The 20,823-nt window shown below is 46.3% G+C and carries 21 protein-coding genes; 14 read left to right on the plus strand and 7 right to left on the minus strand.

Annotated features, from left to right (window positions below; all coding sequences use genetic code 11):
- Positions 1-101 precede the first annotated feature (101 nt).
- From ACO0KY_RS12760 to ACO0KY_RS12785, 6 genes are all read left to right on the plus strand, one after another.
- Positions 102-1,175 carry an extracellular solute-binding protein gene (locus ACO0KY_RS12760; RefSeq protein WP_423046572.1) on the plus strand — a complete coding sequence of 358 codons (1,074 nt, stop codon included), beginning with the start codon at positions 102-104 and terminating at the stop codon, positions 1,173-1,175.
- Between the two features lie 156 nt (positions 1,176-1,331).
- A complete protein-coding gene (locus ACO0KY_RS12765; protein WP_423046574.1) occupies positions 1,332-2,450 on the plus strand; it encodes an ABC transporter ATP-binding protein in 1,119 nt (372 codons plus the stop codon).
- 8 nt (positions 2,451-2,458) lie between these two features.
- Entirely contained in the window at positions 2,459-3,325 is an 867-nt protein-coding gene (locus tag ACO0KY_RS12770; protein WP_423046576.1) for an ABC transporter permease, read from the plus strand.
- The gene (locus tag ACO0KY_RS12775) at positions 3,322-4,182 is read left to right on the plus strand and encodes an ABC transporter permease (RefSeq protein WP_423046578.1); all 861 of its coding nucleotides are present in this window, start codon (positions 3,322-3,324) and stop codon (positions 4,180-4,182) included. Before ACO0KY_RS12770 ends, ACO0KY_RS12775 begins: the two co-directional genes overlap by 4 nt.
- A gap of 267 nt (positions 4,183-4,449) precedes the next feature.
- A complete protein-coding gene (locus ACO0KY_RS12780) occupies positions 4,450-6,024 on the plus strand; it encodes an HD domain-containing phosphohydrolase (protein WP_423046580.1) in 1,575 nt (524 codons plus the stop codon).
- Between the two features lie 370 nt (positions 6,025-6,394).
- Positions 6,395-6,628: a hypothetical protein gene (locus tag ACO0KY_RS12785; RefSeq protein WP_423046582.1), complete on the plus strand. Its 234-nt coding sequence runs from the start codon at positions 6,395-6,397 to the stop codon at positions 6,626-6,628.
- Between the two features lie 167 nt (positions 6,629-6,795).
- On the opposite strand, the gene ACO0KY_RS12790 is transcribed toward ACO0KY_RS12785, so the two are convergent.
- On the minus strand, positions 6,796-7,671 hold the full coding sequence (locus tag ACO0KY_RS12790; protein ID WP_423046584.1) for a c-type cytochrome: 876 nt from the start codon (positions 7,669-7,671) through the stop codon (positions 6,796-6,798).
- Positions 7,672-7,989: 318 nt separating this feature from the next.
- On the opposite strand from ACO0KY_RS12790, the gene ACO0KY_RS12795 reads away from it, so the two are divergent.
- Positions 7,990-8,937: a cation diffusion facilitator family transporter gene (locus ACO0KY_RS12795; RefSeq protein ID WP_423046586.1), complete on the plus strand. Its 948-nt coding sequence runs from the start codon at positions 7,990-7,992 to the stop codon at positions 8,935-8,937.
- Positions 8,938-9,080: 143 nt separating this feature from the next.
- Positions 9,081-10,520: an acid phosphatase gene (gene acpA / locus ACO0KY_RS12800; protein ID WP_423046588.1), complete on the plus strand. Its 1,440-nt coding sequence runs from the start codon at positions 9,081-9,083 to the stop codon at positions 10,518-10,520.
- A 75-nt stretch (positions 10,521-10,595) separates the two neighbouring features.
- Here the strand turns inward: acpA and ACO0KY_RS12805 are convergent, their stop codons facing one another.
- Both ACO0KY_RS12805 and ACO0KY_RS12810 read right to left on the minus strand, forming a co-directional pair.
- Complete coding sequence (locus tag ACO0KY_RS12805; RefSeq protein WP_423046590.1) at positions 10,596-10,850, minus strand: hypothetical protein; 255 nt, start codon at positions 10,848-10,850, stop codon at positions 10,596-10,598.
- 13 nt (positions 10,851-10,863) lie between these two features.
- The gene (locus tag ACO0KY_RS12810; protein WP_423046592.1) at positions 10,864-11,667 is read right to left on the minus strand and encodes an inositol monophosphatase family protein; all 804 of its coding nucleotides are present in this window, start codon (positions 11,665-11,667) and stop codon (positions 10,864-10,866) included.
- Between the two features lie 112 nt (positions 11,668-11,779).
- Between ACO0KY_RS12810 and ACO0KY_RS12815 the strand changes: the two genes are divergently transcribed.
- Complete coding sequence (locus ACO0KY_RS12815; RefSeq protein WP_423046594.1) at positions 11,780-12,535, plus strand: AraC family transcriptional regulator; 756 nt, start codon at positions 11,780-11,782, stop codon at positions 12,533-12,535.
- A gap of 11 nt (positions 12,536-12,546) precedes the next feature.
- Positions 12,547-13,752, plus strand: coding sequence for a chromate efflux transporter (gene chrA / locus ACO0KY_RS12820; protein WP_423046596.1), 1,206 nt, complete (start codon positions 12,547-12,549; stop codon positions 13,750-13,752).
- A 118-nt stretch (positions 13,753-13,870) separates the two neighbouring features.
- Here chrA and ACO0KY_RS12825 read toward each other — a convergent pair whose 3' ends face one another.
- Both ACO0KY_RS12825 and ACO0KY_RS12830 read right to left on the minus strand, forming a co-directional pair.
- On the minus strand, positions 13,871-14,512 hold the full coding sequence (locus ACO0KY_RS12825) for a c-type cytochrome (protein ID WP_423046598.1): 642 nt from the start codon (positions 14,510-14,512) through the stop codon (positions 13,871-13,873).
- A 40-nt stretch (positions 14,513-14,552) separates the two neighbouring features.
- On the minus strand, positions 14,553-15,944 hold the full coding sequence (locus ACO0KY_RS12830; protein WP_423046600.1) for a cytochrome C: 1,392 nt from the start codon (positions 15,942-15,944) through the stop codon (positions 14,553-14,555).
- A 400-nt stretch (positions 15,945-16,344) separates the two neighbouring features.
- On the opposite strand from ACO0KY_RS12830, the gene ACO0KY_RS12835 reads away from it, so the two are divergent.
- Both ACO0KY_RS12835 and ACO0KY_RS12840 read left to right on the plus strand, forming a co-directional pair.
- A complete protein-coding gene (locus ACO0KY_RS12835) occupies positions 16,345-16,890 on the plus strand; it encodes a kinase inhibitor (protein ID WP_423046602.1) in 546 nt (181 codons plus the stop codon).
- A 37-nt stretch (positions 16,891-16,927) separates the two neighbouring features.
- The gene (locus ACO0KY_RS12840) at positions 16,928-17,716 is read left to right on the plus strand and encodes a helix-turn-helix transcriptional regulator (RefSeq protein WP_423046604.1); all 789 of its coding nucleotides are present in this window, start codon (positions 16,928-16,930) and stop codon (positions 17,714-17,716) included.
- A 156-nt stretch (positions 17,717-17,872) separates the two neighbouring features.
- Here ACO0KY_RS12840 and ACO0KY_RS12845 read toward each other — a convergent pair whose 3' ends face one another.
- The gene (locus tag ACO0KY_RS12845; protein WP_423046606.1) at positions 17,873-18,604 is read right to left on the minus strand and encodes an anti-sigma factor; all 732 of its coding nucleotides are present in this window, start codon (positions 18,602-18,604) and stop codon (positions 17,873-17,875) included.
- Positions 18,601-19,185, minus strand: a complete 585-nt coding sequence (locus tag ACO0KY_RS12850; RefSeq protein ID WP_422990871.1) for a sigma-70 family RNA polymerase sigma factor — start codon at positions 19,183-19,185, stop codon at positions 18,601-18,603. The genes ACO0KY_RS12845 and ACO0KY_RS12850 overlap by 4 nt, the downstream gene beginning before the upstream one ends.
- A gap of 319 nt (positions 19,186-19,504) precedes the next feature.
- Here ACO0KY_RS12850 and ACO0KY_RS12855 point away from each other — a divergent pair, with 319 nt between their 5' ends.
- Entirely contained in the window at positions 19,505-20,314 is an 810-nt protein-coding gene (locus ACO0KY_RS12855) for a DUF3034 family protein (protein WP_423046690.1), read from the plus strand.
- 53 nt (positions 20,315-20,367) lie between these two features.
- Entirely contained in the window at positions 20,368-20,823 is a 456-nt protein-coding gene (locus ACO0KY_RS12860; protein WP_423046608.1) for a group I truncated hemoglobin, read from the plus strand.

Here is a 20,823-nt window from a genome sequence, read left to right on the forward strand (position 1 = left end):
TGACATACATTTGATGACGACAAATTCTTGACCTGTCATCAAATTGTCATCACAGTGTGAAATCATGCTTGGTTAATCTGCAATTTAAGTAAAGAATATAAATGAAAAATTTTCGCCGCTCCTTCATTTCAATGTCGCTTGTTTGTGCATCATTTGGTCTCTTGCCTAGCACCAGTTTTGCCGCTGAAAAATTGCGCATACTGACGTGGGCAGATTATGTTCCTAAGGATGTGGCGGAACAATTTACCAAAGAGACAGGTATCGCTGTTGAACTCACTTTGTCGAATAATGAAGAGATGATTTCAAAACTGCGCGCCACCGGCGGTGCTGGTTTTGATTTGGTACAACCGAGTCAGGATAGAATCGCTGGTCCTGCCACGGAATTTGGCATCTACAAAGCAATCGACCTGTCTAAAGTCAAAACAGCGCAATTCATGCCAGACATGCTGGAGGCGACTAAAAAAGTCACCACAGTCAATGGCAAACTTTACGGCCTGCCTTTTTTCTGGGGCACCGATGGCTTAGTACTGGCCAGCAGCAAAGTGAAAGTCGCTGACTATAGCGATCTGTGCAAACCAGAATTACACGGCAAAGTTGCTGTGCGCTTAAAACGCCCGACCCTGATTGGCATGGCGTTTTCTATGGGTGCCGATCCATTTAAGGCTTACAACAACCCAAAACAATACGAACAAATCATGCAGCAAGCAGGCGAAAAACTGATCGCCTGCAAGAAAAATCTCAAATATTTCTGGGAAAGCAAAGACCAGTTGCTCAACGATTTACGCACTGGCGAGTTGTTGGCTGCACAAATGTGGGACAGCGGCGGCTGGAAACTTAACTCAGAAAATCCGGATCTTAAATTTATTGCACCAAAGTCCGGCGCTCTCGGCTGGGTTGATGGCTTTGCGATACCAGCACGTGGCAAAAATGATGCGGCTGCTTATGCCTGGATTAATTTCGTGACACGCCCTGAAATCGCCGGACGCATGGCAAAATCTGCGCGCACCTTTACGGCAGTGAAAGATGCAGACAAGTTCATGGACGCCAAAATGAAAGCACAATTCAATGAATCTTTCTCTGCCGACGCCTTAAAAAATATTAAATGGTATCCAGCAATTCCTGCTGGTCTGGAAGAGTTGGATGGCAAAATTCTCGATAGAATCAAAGCATCCTGATACATTTTGCTCTTCTTATGAAGGAGGAAGTTTGATGCTCCCTCCCGATAGTGCAGTCCACTTCAAGCAGCAATTTCATTATCGCAAGGCGAAAAAAATCTGGCACGCGCGCCTGATGCACACTCGCTTTGCTGAGAATCACTTTTAACTTTCACTATGCAAACGTCATCCACAGAAACGATCGACCTGGATATCCAAGGCGTATCTAAACGCTATCAACTTAACGGGCAAACCTTTACCGCGGTTGATTCACTGTCATTGCAAATTCCTAAAGGACAGTTTTGCTCAATTCTGGGTCCTTCTGGCTGCGGCAAGACGACGCTGTTGCGTATGGTTGCTGGCTTTATCGAGCCGGATGAAGGCGAGATCCTGGTCGGCGGAAAAAGTATGCGTTCGGTTCCTCCAAATCAACGACCTGTGAATATGGTGTTTCAACATCTGGCTTTATTTCCAATGATGTCGGTGGGCGAAAACGTCGGCTACGGACTCGCCAGACGCCAGCTTAAAAAGGCCGAGATTCAACATAAAGTACAAGACATGCTACGCCGTGTCGGTTTGCCAGGCATCGAAGACAAACGTATTGAGCAATTATCCGGCGGACAAAAACAACGGGTGGCGATTGCCCGTTCGTTGGTGTTAGAACCGACTTTATTATTGTTGGATGAACCATTAGGAGCACTTGATCTGAAATTGCGCGAACATATGAAAGTCGAACTCAAGCAATTGCAGGCCCAAATCGGCACCACCTTTTTATATATCACCCACGATCAGTCCGAAGCCTTGGTAATGTCGGATATCGTGGCAGTCATGAATCATGGTAAATGCGAACAAATTGGTACGCCACAAGATTTGTACTATCGTCCGCAAACCAGCTTCGTTGCTGGTTTTGTGGGTAATGCAAATAAACTTTCAGGGCGTGCTTTACCAGGAATGACAAATTTAATTTCTGCTGAAGTAGCCGACAATTTATCGCTGTACTGCGATTCCCAGCACGCATTCCGCAATGGACAGGAATTGAGTTTATACATACGTCCGGAGAGCATCGCCATCAGTCAGCAAGCCTTACCAAGCGAAGCCTACGCAAACCATTTGCGCGGCCATGTAAATAGCATTTTATTTGATGGTGCCAATTCGTCCGTCTTGGTTAATTTAGACAATAGCGCACTTTCATTACAAGTATCCTTGCCACAAAATGGTCAACTCAAAGACCTGCAAGCGGGTGATGCTGTGCATCTGGCGATCAGCGCCGAACACGTGCAAGCTTTTTCTGCCTGAGCATCACTATGATTATTAAGCAAAAATCGCTATTACTCTGGTTGCTGCTCGCACCTGCGCTGATCTGGCTAAGTTTATTGATACTCTTGCCGCATCTGGAAATGCTGATCCTTTCTTTGCGCACGCGCGTCGCACCACAAGAGTACGCATTCAGCCTCAAGCAATATGCGACATTTTTCGACGAGCCTTTGTATTGGCATACGTTTTTACGCACCGCCATTTTGTCGTTATCAGCAACCGCGATTTCTTTAGTGTTGGCGTTTCCTGTTGCTTGGTATATCGCCAAAGTCGCCGGTAGCAAATCCAAGCCGCTATTACTGGCAATGGTATTGCTGCCGTTCTGGGTCAGCGAAATGGTGCGGACATTAGGTTGGATGATTTTATTGCGCGGCAATGGTGTACTACCGCAATTATTATTTCACTTAGGACTTACATCCGAACCGATAGAGTTGTTATACAACGACGCAGCAATTTTATTAGGCCTGGTGTATTCCTCACTGCTATTTATGCTGATTCCTCTGATCAATGCGTTGGAAACGCTGGACGACAGTTTAATTGAAGCGGCTTACGATTTAGGTGGTCGTCCATCCAATATTGTGCGTCAGATCATCATTCCTCATGCAGCACCAGGGATCGCGGCGGGCACCATTATGGTGTTCATGTTGACCCTCGGTAATTACCTGACGCCAGTGTTATTGGGTGGCAAAAATTCCATGTGGTTCACCGAGCAAATTTACACGCAATTTATTACTCGTTTTAATTGGGAACAAGGCGCTGCTTTTGCTTTCTTGTTACTGGGCTTATCCACATTCCTGGTGTGGTGCGGCTTAAAATTGAGCCGCCAATCCTTTACTCATGTCATGAGGCGCACATGATACCGACCATACATCAATCGGGTACGATCAAGGCTTTACGGCTGACTTATGTTGCCGCTTTTTTTCTATTTTTATTTATTCCTCTCGTTGTTGTTATCGCTTTTGCGTTTAACGATGCTGCCTATCCTATGCCACCGTGGCATGGTTTTACACTGGACTGGTTTTTAGCCGATGGCAGTAGTGACAGAACTGGCTTATTTTTTGATCAGGATATTCTGACCAGCCTTGGCTATAGCTTGCGCGTAGCAGTCTGTGTCAGTGCTATCAGTGTATTTCTCGGAACCTGCAATGCCTTTTTATTGGAGCGTTTTAAGTTTAAGGGTCAGCAAGTACTCTCAGTCATGATGCTATTACCTTTGGTGATTCCGGGCGTGATTTTGGGAATTTCTATTCTTGCCTTAATGAGTCACATCGCGCAATTTGTCGAAGACATGACAGGTATGGAGCTGGAATTTTTACGTCCCGGACTGGTATTGGTGACGATAGGGCAAATTTCTTATATTGCCTCGATTACCACCTTAACAATTAGTGCACGTCTGAAACGTTTTGACGTCAGCCTGGAAGAAGCCGCGCTCAATCTCGGTGCCAGCCGCTGGGCAATATTTATGACCATCATTTTGCCGTATTTACGTCCCGCGCTGGTCGGGGCAGCGATGATTGCGTTTTTGTTGTCGTTTGAAAACTTTAATACCACCTATATGCTGACCGGAAGTGATGCACCTTTAACGGTGATGATCTATGGCCGCATGAAAGATGGCGCAACGCCGGTTGTAAATGCCATCAGTCTGATGCTCATGCTTGTTTCTGCAGCGTTGGTATTGGTGATGAATTTCCGCAAAACAAAAAGCGACAATTAAACCAATAGGACGTATGCAAAACTGTCCCGACAAGGCTTGGTGACCAAGATAGTACGAATAACTGCTTTGGATCTATATTGCCGCTCGGGCAGTTTTGCGTAAGCCTTAACCATTTTTAATTTTGCATTTTGATTAATAATAAAGTAATATTTATTTATCACCCAACTTTGTTAAACAAAGTAAGTTGCTTGAAAGAACGGGCAAAATAAAAAACGCAAAAAACGCCCGGTCAACATCATCTTTTGTATCGGCGATACGGACGGGCACATGAATGCGAGAGACGAAAACGTTACCAAGAACGACTCAGGTATCTACGCGAGCGCCTGGCAGCATTCATCCTTTCCTCTGATTGCCATCAATCGCAACACTGGTATCGTCCTTGACGTCAATCATGCCGTTGAGGAAATGACTGGTTACTCACCGGTGGAATTGATAGGAAAGTCCTATTTTTCACTGCATTTTCCTGAAGAGCAGTCTGCTATCGCAAACGCGATTGAGCAGTTTTCAGGGCCAACGGTGTTAAAAAATCTACATCTACAGCACAAAGACCGTCATGCGATTCCTATAGAGATTTCGTTCGCCTGTAGTTTGGAAGTGCAGGACGTAATGATACTGATTATCAGTTTTCGCGACTTGAAACATGTCTCGCAGTCGGAGTTTGAACTTCAGGTTAAAAAGTGGGAATTAGCTGCTTATGCCAGTGCTGTCATGGCATTGTCCAAAGCAAAATCACGCGAAGATCTGATGCAAGCGGTATGCGATGCACTTACTCATGAGCATCGTTACACGCTGGCATGGGTTGGCATTGCAGAAGATACCGATGAAAAAGACGTGCGCATTGTCGCAGCATCAGGTCGCAGTATAAGTTATATCGACGATTTGAAAATCAGCTGGTCAGAACGTTCCCCGCATGGGAAAGGTCCAACTGGTATAGCAATTCGAACAGGTACCATTCAAGTTCTTAATGATGTTGAAATGCATCCAAATTTCAAACCTTGGGGCGAAAAAGCACGACTGGCTGGCATACGCTCAAGTGCCACGATTCCCTTTGTCTTTGAGCAAAACCGCCACGGCGCCTTGATGGTCTACTCATCAGACGCCAGCACATTCGGGCCTGCCTTGATTGAGCTCTTTGAACGACTTGCCGATGAAATTGCCCATGGTTTGAATTTTTTCTCGCATTTTGATCTTATCGAAAATGAGCGCAGGAAGTGCAAAGTTGCGGAGCTCAATTTGTCAAACGCTTTGCTGGAAACCATTAAAGCAATGGCAAAAACCATGGAAAATCGTGATCCTTACACGGCAGGACATCAGGACAGAGTGTCGATCATTGCATGCGCTATCGGGCAGCAATTTGGTTTATCAGAAGCACAATTAAAGTCCATTCAAATGGCAGCCTTGGTACACGACATTGGTAAAATTGCGGTACCTATTGAAATTTTAACCAAGCCAAAAAGCCTGAATGACGCGGAATTTAGCCTGATCAAAGAGCATCCGCTGACGGGATATAACATACTAAAAGATGTGCCTTTTCCATGGCCAGTCGCTGAAATTGTGTATCAGCACCATGAAAAAATCGACGGTTCTGGGTACCCACGTGGATTACATGGGGATCAAATTCTATTTGAAGCCCGCGTATTAGCCGTCGCAGACATCGTCGAGGCGATGGCATCCTACAGACCTTATCGCCCAGCGTTGGGAATCGATATCGCATTGAATGAAATTCAAAGACAATCTGGCAAACAACTTGATGCAGAAATTGTCGCCGCTTGTGTAAATATGTTTAAACAGGGATATTTTTCGCTCCCACTACCACTACGACAACAACAACAACAACACTGATCAAGCATATCAAATGCATCACGATTGAAAGTCAATGCATACAATCAATCAATCAATCAATCAATCAATTAATCAATTAATCAATTAATCAATTAATCAATTAATCAATCAGAAGTGACGTTTGTTTAAAATACTAGTTTCTCAAAGAAAGATTTTCTTTAAATACCCACGATTCAGTCATGCATAAATTCTCAACTTGTCCTACACTGATTACTAAGAGGTAGTGTTTTTAATAGTTATTCGTCATTTCGAAAAAAATATCAAAGACACAAAACCCGTTGACTAAGCTTCTAACATTGTGTCGAAGATTGGCTTTGACTGATGTTAGTAATAGGCAATTCATTTCTTTTAGTATATTTGGGAGCTAAAAATGAGTATCAGCTCAATTAATACAAACAGCTTTAGCAGCGAAGCTGTGACAAGTAAACCTGATCCAGCACAAGTTAAAAAAGTCGCACAGCAAAATCAGGATGTAAAAAATAAACAAGATTCAACGCAGCAAACACCAGTGCCGCAGGGGCAGACAACGCAAGCAGCACCGCCAGTGCCATCAGTTAACACGAGTGGCCAAACTGTTGGTCAAGTAGTCAGCGTAAAAGCCTGATTAACAACTGTGTTGGCAAATATTAATGAGGCAGCGTAATAATAATTTCGCTGCTCGTTTTCGTCGTATTCAAGACTTTCCTCAAGTTGCGGTCCTCAAGGTTGTACTGAGATATACTTATCTGGAGCAACTTCGCCCTCGGCATGTCGCATTATCATTTCACATTTTCAGCGTACACTCAGACCATTGCGCTGCGCTGCCATTTGACGCAAATAAACCAGCAAATCGTCCAATTCACTATCAGAAACGATATCGGCTTTAAAACCCGGCATTACAGACTGACTCCAACGACGTACTGACCCCGGTTCACGAATCAAGTGCCGCAGTGCAGCTTCTTGAAAATACTCGCTGGGATTCATAGGTAAATTCAAATCTGGACCTATTTTTGCATCGCCACCATCATTTAAAGAATGGCAAGTCGCACAATTCTTGGTGAATACTTGCAAACCCCGCAAAGCAGTCAGCTGTAACTCTCCCTCTGCATGTGGTAGCAACTGTGGATAACGCACTTCTAACGCCGTCGTCACCGCGATTTTTGCGATCTGATAAGGCCATTGTTCGCCAGAGATGTGTGATTTTTCTGGCGCCAACCACACCAGATAAAATGGCCCGGCACTTGGTTGCCCAGGCTTCAACGCGTCCCATGGGTGAGCCGGATCTTCTATCGCTAACCACGCTTGTGCCGCATTTGCATCATTTGTTATTAGCTGATTTGGTATGGTGGCGACGAAGCCATCCAATGCCGTAAATTGTAAATTGCCTTGTGACGGTAAAGATCCAACCAGAGACCATAAAGGCACAGCCATATAGGTCTGCTGACGATGATAAGACGCGTCGTCCGGGATCACGATGCTGTGCACTAACTTAGAATGTAGCAGCTCAGATTGGCTCAGATTTTTTATTTGCGCATCAAGTTGCAATTGTAAAACTGGTCCGCGGATGCTGTCTTTGTTCACATCGGTGTTCAATATTGAGCAGGCGACCAGCAATAAACAACTCAGCGCCGGAACCAGTAAGGAGCTTCGCAAGAATGATGTGTACATGTTTTAACCAGCAGTGAAAAAAGATATGTGCATTATCGCTCTATTTTAAAAATCCGGCATCTTGCCTGCACAGTTTGAGAATCAGAATAATTTATATTACTGCGTAAAATTTACGTCCCAACATTACTATAAAAAATCGAATAAGAATCCTTCCTTTTTCTAAATAAGAATCAGTCTTCATCGAACAAAAAATATTTCAATTTATCGATAAAACTTGATGCAAGACGGAGTTAAGCACCATACAATGGCGCCTGAAAAATAGGCCAATACAATCGATCATTTTGCATCACCAGGCGCACTCTTTCAGATTTAGACACTATGAAAAATATTGATCATCACGATGAACACGACAGCCCACAATATGGGACAACTGAACGCGCCGCAGCGATGTCGCGCAGCACCTGGACCAGCGTTGCTGTTAACGTGTGTTTAAGTACAGTCCAGATTGCTACAGGTATCTTTGGTAAGTCACAAGGCCTGATTGCCGATGGTATCCATTCTTTGTCTGATCTCGTTGCAGACTTCGTGGTTTTGCTGGCAGGTCATCACAGTAAAAAAGATGCTGATGAAGATCATCCTTACGGTCATCAACGCTTTGAAACCGGAGCCTCACTAGCGTTAGGGTTGATATTGCTGGTGGTTGGTTTAGGTATGTTGTGGTCAGCATTTTTGAAACTGCAATCTCCAGAAACCGTACCCAAAGTGCATACGCTGGCATTGTGGGTGGCAGGGTTTGCATTAGTTTCTAAAGAACTGCTCTTTCGCTACATGCTGGCCGTGGCGCATCGGGTCAAGTCTAGCCTATTGGTTGCGAATGCATGGCATGCGCGTTCTGATGCAGCATCTTCGCTGGTGGTTGCTTTAGGTATTATCGGCAACCTCGCAGGCTATCCGATCTTAGATCCTATTGCGGCATCCATCGTTGGTTTCATGGTCGCGAAAATGGGCTGGGAATTCGGCTGGGAAGCATTAAACGATTTGATGGACAGAGCCGCTGACGATGAAGAAGTGCAAGCAATACGTCGCACCCTGCAAGAGACGCCAGGAGTGATTGGTGTGCATGATGTGAATACACGAAAAATGGGCGATATGATCGTGGTTGATGCGCACATCGAAGTGGATGCAGAAATCACGGTAGAAGAAGGCCACGACATTGCCGTCGAAGCCAGAAAACGTGTCATGCAACATCACCGGGTTCTCAATCTGATGACACATATTGATCCATGGAAGCGACCAGACCTTGACCATGCGATTGAAGCTTCCTGATCTGCAACACAATGAATTTGCCCGGACACGTTCCGGGCTTTTTTATTTTTTCCGTAAGATCAAATTCCAGCGACACCAGAGTTCATCAAGCATTCATAAATTAATATTAAAATGTTGCTCTTCTTCATTCTTGAGCGAAATTCATGAAAAACCTCCTGATTCCATCCTTGCTGCCTGCCATAATAGCAGGCGCATTCGCACCGGGAATAGCGGCCGCCAGCAGCATAGATAAAATCCAGAACATCGTCGTTATCTATGGCGAAAATCGTAGCTTTGACAACTTGTACGGTATATTCCCGGGAGCAAACGGAATCGGTAGAGCATTTGCGGAACAACGTTATACGCAAGTCGATATGCAGGGCAAACCACTGACACAATTGCCACCGACATGGGATAAACCTGGCGTGGCAAATAAGGATTTCCCTCAGGGTATGCCTAACATGCCTTTCAGTATTGATGCAGCGCCTGTCAACCAGGGCTTAGATAAAAAAACAGTCGATCTGGTACACCGTTTTTATCAGAATCAAATGCAGATTAATGGCGGAAAAAATGATCGCTTTGCTGCAATCTCTGATGCTGGCGGTTTGAGTATGGGACACTATAACGGTGCGTCTTTGCCGATGTGGAAAATCGCTCAGGAATATACCCTGGCGGATAATTTTTTCATGGGCGCTTTTGGTGGTTCATTTTTGAATCACATGTGGCTCGCTTGTGCCTGTACGCCGGTATTCAAGGATGCGCCAGATTCTATGCGTGCAAAAATTGATGCTCAAGGCAACTTGCTATTGAAAGCAGGTTCTCCTACTGACCCACTAGCAGGTGCGCCGCAATTCCAGGATGGTAGCGTCACCCCCGATGGTTTTGGTGTGAATACTTTACAGTCGAGTTACCAGCCTAGTGGCATTCCATCAGCGAATGACTCTGCATTAGCCGATAGCAGCAAACACCCGCTACCACCACAAACGCAAACCACCATTGGTGACACCCTGAGTCAAAAAAATATTAGCTGGAAATGGTATGCAGGTGGCTGGAATCAGGCGTTAGCGGATCGCTCGCAAATCTACGGCGGCAAAATTAATTTCCAACCGCATCATCAACCGTTTAACTATTTTTCGCGCTTTGCACCAGGCACTAAAGATCGCGCTGAACATCTCAAAGATGGTGCCGAATTATTTGACGATATCGAGCACGGCCGTCTGCCGCAAGTGACCTTCTACAAACCGCAAGGCGAATTAAATGAACACCCCGGTTACACCGATGTGATGTCGGGTGACGAACACATTGCCAATCTGGTTAAAAAACTGCAAGCAAGCCCACAATGGAAAAACATGCTGATCATCGTTACTTACGATGAAAACGGTGGCTTCTGGGATCACGTCGCACCGCCAAAGGCCGATCGCTGGGGACCAGGCAACCGCATTCCGGCTATCATTATTTCGCCGTATGCAAAACGTGGTTACATCGATAGCACGCCTTACGATACAACGTCTATTCTCAAGTTGCTTACTAAACGTTTTAAACTGGCACCATTACCAGGTGTTCGTGAAACAGCGGGCGATTTGACTGGCGCATTACAAAATTAAGTTTTATAAATCTAGTCTGATTTCAATGTCCTAGAAAAGAGGCGGCGCAGCATATGCCACCTCTTTTTTACGAGCTTAGATTGCACCTATTTGTATTAACTCTGCCAACATAGGATCACGCGGTTGTAGCGTCTCAAACAAACCCAGTGCATGCAATGCCGGAATAAGCGCCAGCAGATCCACCTTTGCCTGTGCATGCGCTTCTTTTTGGTGTGGATCTTGCAGTATCCGCCAGTTCACCAGAAAAGCGCCAACACTTCCTTTACGTACTAACACGTCGTTGATCAGTATTGTATTTTCTTGATCAGCTAAAATGTCCTCAGGTTTCATCGTTGCCCCAAATTTATGTCAAAAGAATTGTTGATAGCAGAGGGTACATTGCCGGACTAGCGAACAAAATGCCATCGCTGTTCCAATCTAATACTCCCCCTTTAAGATCGGTACAGAACGCGCCGGCCTCTTGTGCGATCAAGACACCTGGCAGCCAGTCGTATAAGCTACGCCCGGTTTCCCAATAGCCATCTAATTTACCTTCAGCCAGTTGTGCCAGACTCAGTGAGCTGGGCCCCATCCACCTTTGCGCGAAAACTTGAGGAATGACTTTCGCTAACAAATGAAGAAATTCATCGATTTCAGCTTGAGGACGTTGAGGGTAATTGGGAAAACTAGTACCTAACACCGCGAGACTTAACTGGTCACGCTGCCCCACTTGCATGCGACGCCCATTGCAAAACGCCCCCTTCCCCGTTTGCGCGTGATACATCGCATTGCCGACGGGATCATAAACGAAGGCCATAACAGGTTTTGCATCGATGACCAGACACAGAGTCAATGTCCATAGCGGCAAGCCAGACAAAAATTGCACAGCACCATCAATAGGATCGCAAATCCAGTAGGCGGGATGCTCAGGCTTGATTTGCTGCTCTGGATCAAATTCTGCATGTGAGAAAGGTATTTCTGGCCAATGACTACTCAAAGCCATTTCAAGTTGTTGTAAAACAGTACCTGAACATCGTTCAAAAGTGTCTTGCATGGCTGTCAGATCACGGGGCGCACATGCTGGTTGCTGCTGCAAGAGCCATGCACCATGGCGAATAAGTAGGGCAGTGATGGTATGAGGATCAATTTGTTCAATCAGCGTTTTCATTTTGTTCTCCGGGTGAAGGAGTGCTTATTGTGCTAATACCCAGACTTGCCTGCTAACGCTATAATGTCATTCAATATCTCGAACAGGCCAATTCATCTCCCGGGCAATTAATATGGACTTACTTGATGTTCGCCACTTAGCTCACAGCGCACTCGAAGACTCGGCACCACATACACACTCGCAGGGACAGTTGTTTCTGGTGCATTCCGGACTGGTCAGCGTCGTGACCAAAGACCAGCATTGGGTTATGCCCTCCGGATGCGTCGGTTGGGTGCCGCCACAGATGCTACACGGTGCTACAGTGCACGGTGATATGCGGGGTACAAGCATGTATTTCTCCGAAGACTTTAGCCGAAAAAAAATGCCTACCGAGTTGAAAGTCGTTCGTACTTCACCACTACTCGCCTCGCTACTTGCGGAAATCAGTGAACATCAGTGCCATCAACAAAACCCTGCCTACATTGCAGTTCTTGCAGATGTGCTACATCGACTTCCTGCGCAAACACTGTTCGTTCCAATGCCTGTTGATCCACGCTTACTAAGGATGGCACAGGCCTTACTAAAGCAGCCTGACGATGAAACTAATCTTGATGGTTGGGCCGAGAAAATTGGCATGTCACGGCGTACCCTGACGCGTCGATTTCAACAAGAAACGGGTTGGAGCATAGGACACTGGCGGCAACAAATGCGCTTGCTGCTGGCCTTAGAAAAACTCAGTGCTGGATTATCAGTCACCACAGTTGCTCTAGACATGGGCTATCAAAGCGTTAGTGCTTTTATCAAAGTGTTCCGTCAATATTTAGCTTGCACTCCGAAAGCCTGGCTGGAACAATCTGGCATGGCAGCACAATCTTATCTCACCAAATAAATCAAACTTCGATGACAAATCAGGAAGTACAAAAAACATCCAATAGTGTCTGGACTATCTTTAAGATCTTCTTACGCCTGGGATGTACCTCATTTGGTGGCCCGATTGCCCACCTAGGTTTTTTTCGCATAGAGTTCGTTGAAAAACGTCAATGGCTCGATGCCAAAAGATATGCTGATCTGCTAGCGCTGTGCCAATTTTTACCGGGGCCAGCAAGCAGTCAGATGGGGATAGCATTGGGTTTATCACGTGGCGGTATTCCGGGTGCGCTGGCGGCATTTCTTGGTTTTACTTTGCCGTCTGCGATTGTTTTGACTTTGTTTGCGCTGGCCTACGCGCAAGTTGGTAGTCATTGGGGTGAAGGCTGGTTGCACGGCTTTAAATTAGTATCTGTGGCAGTTGTTGCACAGGCACTGTGGGCGATGGGGAAAAATTTCTCATCGGGTTGGCAACGTGCAATCATCACGCTGCTATCCACTGCGGGCGTAATACTGCTGCCTCCAGCGATCGGGCAAATTTTTGTGATTGCTTTCGCTGGTGTGATCGGTATGTGCTTTTTACGAGCGGCACCTGACAATAGTCAGCAGGAAGAAAATGCCACTATTTCCAAGCGTACCGCGACCATTGCTCTGATTTTATTTTTTACTTTACTCATCACTTTACCTTTATTGGCCAAGGCTGCTCAGTCCTACCCAGTCACACTATTCGACAATTTCTATCGCACCGGTGCATTGGTGTTTGGTGGTGGTCATGTGGTGCTGCCATTATTGGAGTCACAAGTTGTACAAAGTGGTTGGGTCTCAGAAGCGACATTTCTGACTGGCTATGGTGCTACGCAAGCAATGCCGGGGCCTCTATTTACGTTCGCTGCTTTTTTGGGTGCGAGTTCTAAGCAATTTCCTGCTGGTTGGCTGGGTGCCTCGATTGCCTTGGCAGCGATATTTTTACCTGCATTTTTACTGGTCATTGGTGCACTGCCTTTTTGGGAAAGGTTGCGTCATCAACAGTATTTAAAAAATGCTTTACTAGGCATCAATGCTGCCGTTGTTGGTATGCTGCTCGCTGCTTTTTATCATCCGGTATGGACGAGTGCGATACACAATGTCAGCGACTTTCTGGTCGCGGCGGGAGCACTTGCATTGCTGACGTTGGCAAGGCTGCCGGCGTGGTTGACGGTATTTATTACAGTGTTTTTTTCAGGGATTTTTTTGTCCTGAGAATTGATCGTCTAAGGTTGAGGCGAAACTCTTCCGTTAAACCCATGAGGTTTGCTTGACGGGTTGTACCCGTCACCACATTTAGGCGATGCGATAATCAACATTTTTACCATTGAAACTAACTCCCCATAGACTCAAGATAATGCGAAACATCATCCATATTTTCTTTGGTCAGCGCATGTGATACACCCTTCATCATCGCGCCATTGGGGCGTTGTTCCGTGTTTTGAAACACGTTTAGTTGTTTGAGCAGATACGTAGAATGTTGACCAGCTAAACGAGGAAAAATTTGATTTCCTTCCGCCTTGGCACCGTGACATGCAACGCAGGCAGGTACCTCATTTTCCGGGATACCATGTTCGTAAATTTCCTGCCCACGAGCTAGCTTCTCAGGCACGAAAGTATTCTTTGATGTCTGCGCTGTTTGCTCTGAAAAATAGGTTGCCAGTCCTTGTATTTGCGCATCGCTCAGGTTTGCCGTAATGCCCCACATATAGTCATAGCCATCTTTGTCGGAGCGTGTGTGAGCGCGAAACCCTTGCAACTGCGATATCAGATATGCCTCTGGTTGTCCTGCCAAATTAGGAAAATTTGGCGAATTCGAATTGCCGGTCATTCCATGGCAATTCGAACACAGCTGCATCACTATCGTTTTAGTCGGGACATGTTGAGTAACCAGAGAGCGCGAGCGCTCTGGGGTGCCGCAGGCATTTAAAAACAAAGCGGTCAGCATCAGTGCATAGATTGACTTGTGTTTCACGTTTTTCTCCCATGGTGTTAATCGTCAATCGACGTCACACTTAATAAGCAGCCCACACATAAACAAACAGGGTATTATTATCTTTCGCATTCCGTCCGGCACCATCGTAGTTGCTGCTGGCACCATTGAAACGGTTGAACTTGTAATACTGCAAACCGACTCGCGCATATTGAACCGGCATCCAGAACAATTCAGGAATCAACACTCTGGTATCAGGATTGTTGGTGATACTCCCGCTTCCCGGGATTGGAATCATAGTCCCCGTCCCTGTACCATCGTCCTGCAGACCTGCGTAAAGAGTGGCGTCCGAACTTCCAGTGGTTTGGCGATAAGTGAAGCTGCCACCATATTTAGCACGATAAATATAGCTGCCTTTGATTTGCAACTGATTCAAGGTATTACTGCTATTACTCGCCACACCTGTCACGTCACCACCATTGCTCGATTCACGGATATAGCTCAGTTGTGCCGTAAAAGTGTGATCATCGAGTAGATACTGATATTGGGCGTCCACACCACGATCGCGAAAATGGGTAGTCGGTCCGGTTGGATTGGTGGGATCTGGATACACATCAGCATTCATGCCAAACATGCCCACCATCATATTATGTGGCCCCCATTCATGACTTGCAGCCAAACGCCAATAGGGATTGCTGCCGCTAAGCCGGTTACCGATATCATTGCCTGACTTCAGGATGGTGAATGCTCCTTTGGCGGTCTGGTACAAAGATAACTCTGCATAGAGTGTTTTGTTCCAGAACACGTAGGCACCAAGACCGGCGACTTGTTGCCCTAACTGTGACACCATCGGTGCCGCACTGGCACCTGTGTAACCGAATTTGGTTGGCACGTATTGTATCCATGCTGGTGCCGTATTCCAGACATCGGCAACGGATGGATTATTGTTCAGGCTGAGCCCAACAATCAGGTCACTCCCGCTGCTGATAAAGCGATCAGAATAACGCACGTCAATATTGTCGGAATGCGAATGCCCGCTCCATTGATTGGTGTTTGGATCCTGATTGGCATAGTTGTCGTAGGTTGCCTGAGCGAACATGCCGATATTGTCAGTGATTTTTCCTGCCAGAAAAACGCTACCAGTCTGAAACAATGCAGCTGCATTTTTTGGAAAGTCGGATGAAGGATCAGCATTGATGGTTTTGGTATAGCTTGCCACGCCCATCACCGAAAGTGGCACAGCAGGACGTTCGCCCAAGGTATATCCAGTCAGTTTAAACAAGCGACCATAAGGTGTAAGCTCAGGATATTGCCCACCGGCATGGCACGCTACACAGGACTGTCCAGTCTGCCGGGCAAAAGTAGGTAAAGCGTGGGCTGAGCCAGATATCATCAGCATGATTAAAGCAACCAATCCAAAGATATACACGTCTAGAGAGTGATCAGCACGAAAGGTAGTCAGAACTTTACTCATTGATGACCTCGTCTTAAATCTTGGGTAACATTGAAACGACCAGATGGTTAATTTCTATGCAATGAGCCAGGAAAGCGTATAAAAAAAATAATAGATACACATAACTCATCCTATGCACAAATTTCAGCATAGGCTTCAAACAGCAAAATCAATTGATGCAAATCAAAGCAGCACTAATCAACACCAAGTTGGCTACGGATCAGTTGCTTTTTAAGTAGAACGGCAAACTCTGTTGGCAAAAAGCTCGACTTTTATCAGTCTCACAACGCGCCAATTAATATTTATGATGTACAAATTTGGATGTTTTTGACCGATATCGCATATAAAATGAGCGTTTTGGCACAACATGATTTTCTTTTAAGGCCTACACTAGCAACTCACCTTTGAAAGGAATACCTCGATGAAAACGCGCATTTTATTCTCTGTATTATTGAGCTTAGCGGGTACCGCATTGGCTGATGATTTCAAACTCAGCAGCAAAGACATCGCAGAAGGCCAGACCTTAAGTGCGGAACAAGTATTTAAAGGTTTTGGCTGTGAAGGCGGCAATGTTTCTCCTTCCTTAGCATGGCAAGGTGCGCCAGCGGAAACCAAGAGTTTTGCGATTACCGCTTATGATCCTGATGCACCGACCGGCAGTGGTTGGTGGCACTGGACGCTGGTCAACATTCCCGCGACCGTCATGGAGTTACCAAAAGGCGCAGGCAGCAAAGGCGGCAAATTACCAAAAGGTACCGTACAAGGTCTGACGGACTTTGGCACCAATGGTTTCGGCGGTGCATGTCCACCAGTTGGAGATAAACCACATCACTATCAATTTACTGTCTGGGCATTAAAGACGGATCGTTTGCCGATTGATAAACATGCAAGTGGCGCTATGGTCGGTTATATGTTGAACGCCAATGTCATCGCCAAAGCATCAATCACGGCAACGTACGGACGTTAACTTGATATGGGCATGACATCTCACGCGGTAAGCTGCCATGCCTGCGATTGATTTAACGGTCGTCAAAGCCCACAAAAGACATAGCCTGCGGCAGGTTTCCAGCATCCTGCCAGCGCTATGCCTGGTACAGCATGGGACCAAACAAGTTATATGGGATGAACAATTCCTGGATGTCGAATCGCAACAGCTTTTACTCTTTCCTGCCGGGATGAAATTCACCGTCAGCAATATTCCTGACAAAGATCTCTATCTGGCAGAAATGGTCAGCATTCCACCGCAACTGATATCGCGCTTCCGCGAACGTTATGTTGATCAATTATTGACCACTAAGCGTCAACCACTCGAAAACAATTTACGTTGTAAAGTCGATACGCACACCACAGAAGCATGGCGTCAATTAATGGCGAGCATTGCAGCGCAAGCGCCTGACAGTTTGCAAGAACATTATCTTGAGGGTGTGCTTCTGGCGCTGAGTCTCAATAACGATCTCTCACCGATCATCAGCAATCGCAGCGATACACTGTGCGAACGCGTACAGCAACTGATTGCGCTGCGCCCTGCTTACGAATGGAGTGCCACAAAAATAGCGCAACAGCTACATATAGGCGAGTCGACTTTACGCAGACGACTGCAAGCGGAAGGTAAAAACTTTGGACAAATTTTGCTTGAAGTCCGGTTTGGCCAGGCATTAAATTTGTTGCAAACGACATCGAAAGCGATTGGAGAAATCGCCATCGAAACCGGCTACGCTTCGGCATCACGATTTTCACATCGTTTTCGTTCACATTACGGCATCACGCCAAGTGAACTGCGCAAGAGCATGTAGCTGATGTGAAGCAAGCTGATCAGTCACGATTGTTATACCGCGAAATCTAACGAGGGACTGAACACTTAGCCCAACTCCCTCACTACGATCCTCGTTCTAAATCACCAACTAAATCACCAACTAAATCACCAACCAAATCACCAACCAAATCACCAACTAAATCACCAACCATTGCCCCTTAAACAAAATAGGACCTGATGGCTTCTCAGGATTAGCTGATCCACCTTTGGGTTCCAGAGAAATAGCCAACACAGCCTGCTCCTGCTTAAGCATGTGTTCTGGCATACGCACCGTTACCTGACCGGCACTGGCGATCAAACCCAGTGAATGTACTTTGCCCTCTTTAGAAATCGACCATAATTCCAGACTTTGATCAGCACGAATCGACTGGGCGCTCACCATCTTGACGACCAATTCACCGCGTTTTTTGTCGCCAGTAATCAAAGCTATGGCTTGCGCCTTCTCATCCGTCAAAGTCGCTACATATTGATTCCCGACTGCGTCATTTTGTTGACGTTCCAGCGTGCTAAACAGAACCGACACTAAAATCATTGCAGCCGCAGTTGATACCATACCAAGACCACGCCAGAACGCCAGATCTTCACGCAGTTCGCGCCAGAAGCGCCAACGATCATGGACAGGCGCAGCGATCCCAACGCGCTGGCGAATGCGCTCCCATACCTGGGGCGGGGGCGCAATGGCAGGGGTCAATTCTGCCATCGGCAGTAAATGCGCCTCCCATTGCCGAACGACATGACGCAGCATTGCTTCTTGTTCCAACCATTGCTCGAAGCGTCGCCGCGCACCCCCACGCAAACTGCCCAGCACATATTCTGCGGCAAGCTTTTGTTGCAGCCGGGAATTCGCCATTAAGTTTTGTAGATTCATGATGCCTCCCTGGAGTTCAGACACAACCGCAGTTTATCCAGACCGCGCCGTATCCAGGTTTTCACTGTACCTATCGGCAAGCTCAACTGCTGCGCCACTTCCGAGTGCGACAGGTCATGAAAAAACGCCAGTGCCATTGCTTGTCTATGGGTATTTTCCAGACGCGACATACACGACGACAAGGCGCGTGCGTCCTGACTCAATTCCAAATGTCGGGTCGGCGTAGGCTCAGTGCTTTCTAATGTGTGTAGCAAACCCATATCAAAATCCTCTCCATCAATTTCTACGTCATGGTCAATGCGACGTAATTGATCAATCGCGCGATGGCGGACGATAGTCACCATCCATGTCATCGGCGCCGCGAGGCTGGCCTGATAATTGGCGGCATTGTTCCAGATATTGACATAACTTTCCTGCAATACCTCTTCTGCCAGCTCGCGCTTATGTAATATACGCAGCGCAAAGCCAAACAGTTTCGCCGATGTCGCCTCATATAAAGCCTGAAATGCGCGCCCATCTTGTTTCGCAATAGCAGCCAACCAGTGATGTAACTGGCTGGCATCAGAAGTTGCCTGAGTCAATCGCTTCTCCAAAAAATATGTATGTTGGCAGAAATTGTAACGAGGTTTTTACCCATTCATTCACCCTATGCGCACGAAACCACACAAAGAAAAATATTTTATGCTTTTAAAAAAAACTTGAATCCAATTGGCTTTTCGCTGCGTATCAGTTATCAGGTCATCGCTGATTGAGCAGCTTCAAACGCTTAAGCGATGTTTTCAGACGAAAATCCAAGGAAAAATGATGCAACTGATACAAGGCTTACGTTACACCAGCCTGCTGGCTGGATTAGCACTCATCGCACAAACAGCGCATGCGCAAGAATTCAGCAAACCAGATATGGGCAAACTAACCGCCACTGGTGGTGTCAGCAGCGTAGAAGGTGCCGGTGGTGGTGGCATTACGCCGTGGGCACTGATCACTGGGTATGGTTCACGCGATAGCTACGGCGGTAATGCGCATGTTACTCGTATTTCAACCCAGGACTATGGCCTGACGTCCTATGGCGTTGCCGTTGGTGTCGCCGACCGCGTTGAATTTTCTTTAGCGAATCAGGAATTCACTGGCAGCCTGGCACCATTAAACGCCCTCAAAATTCGCCAGGACATCGTTGGTATCAAAGTCAAAGTCGCTGGTGACGCCGTCTATGATCAGGGTAGCTGGATGCCGCAAGTGGCAATAGGTGCGATGTATAAACGGAATAACGGCATTACAGGTTTAGAGGCACTTGGCGTCACGAACGTCAAACAATTGGGTGCATCTGATGACCACGGCATTGATTACTACGCTTCTGCAACCAAAATCCTGTTAGATCAGAGCTTACTGCTCAATGGCACAGTTCGCTTAACCAAAGCCAATCAAATGGGCATACTCGGTTTTGGTGGCGATAAAAAAGATAGTTACCAGGCCATGTTTGAAGGATCTGCTGCGTATCTGATTAACCGCAAACTGGTTGCCGGCATCGAATACCGCATGAAGCCTAATAATCTCAATGTCGACAACGAGAAGGCATACTACGACGCATTTATTGCGTGGTTTCCGACTAAAAATGTGTCTGTGACTGCGGCGTACGCACGTCTGGGTGACATCACGATTTTCAATCCTAAAGATCAGCATGGCTGGTATTTGTCCTTGCAAACAGGTTTCTGATCAAGGACTTTTATTCTTATTTTTAGCGACTATTTTCTCAGAAAGAAATTCAAATGAAAAACTTCTCATCCTTCACTAGCGCGATTTCTGTTGCATGCAGCGTCGCAGCTTTAAGTCTGTCAGTACACATCAATGCACTGGCTGATTCTGGTGCCGACGCGGTTTATCAAGGTTTAGGTCAAAAAGCTGGTATTGCCAGCTTTGTGCAAGATTTTGTTAGCATCATCACGACCGATGATCGCATTAGCGCAGCATTTGCGAATGCCGATAAAGAACGTTTGGGATTTTTATTGACAGAACAGTTCTGTGAACTCAGTGGTGGTCCATGCAAATATAGCGGCAAAGATATGAATAGCGCGCATGAAGGTATGAACATTAGCAACACTCAATTTAATGCTCTCGCAGAAGACTTGCAAATAGCGATGGATAAGCATGATATTCCCTCATCCATACAAAATAAATTGATCGCTAAACTGGCACCAATGCAACGCGTGGTTGTCACGAAGTAA

Source organism: Undibacterium sp. Dicai25W (genome assembly GCF_049340505.1).
GTDB lineage: Bacteria > Pseudomonadota > Gammaproteobacteria > Burkholderiales > Burkholderiaceae_D > Undibacterium > Undibacterium jejuense.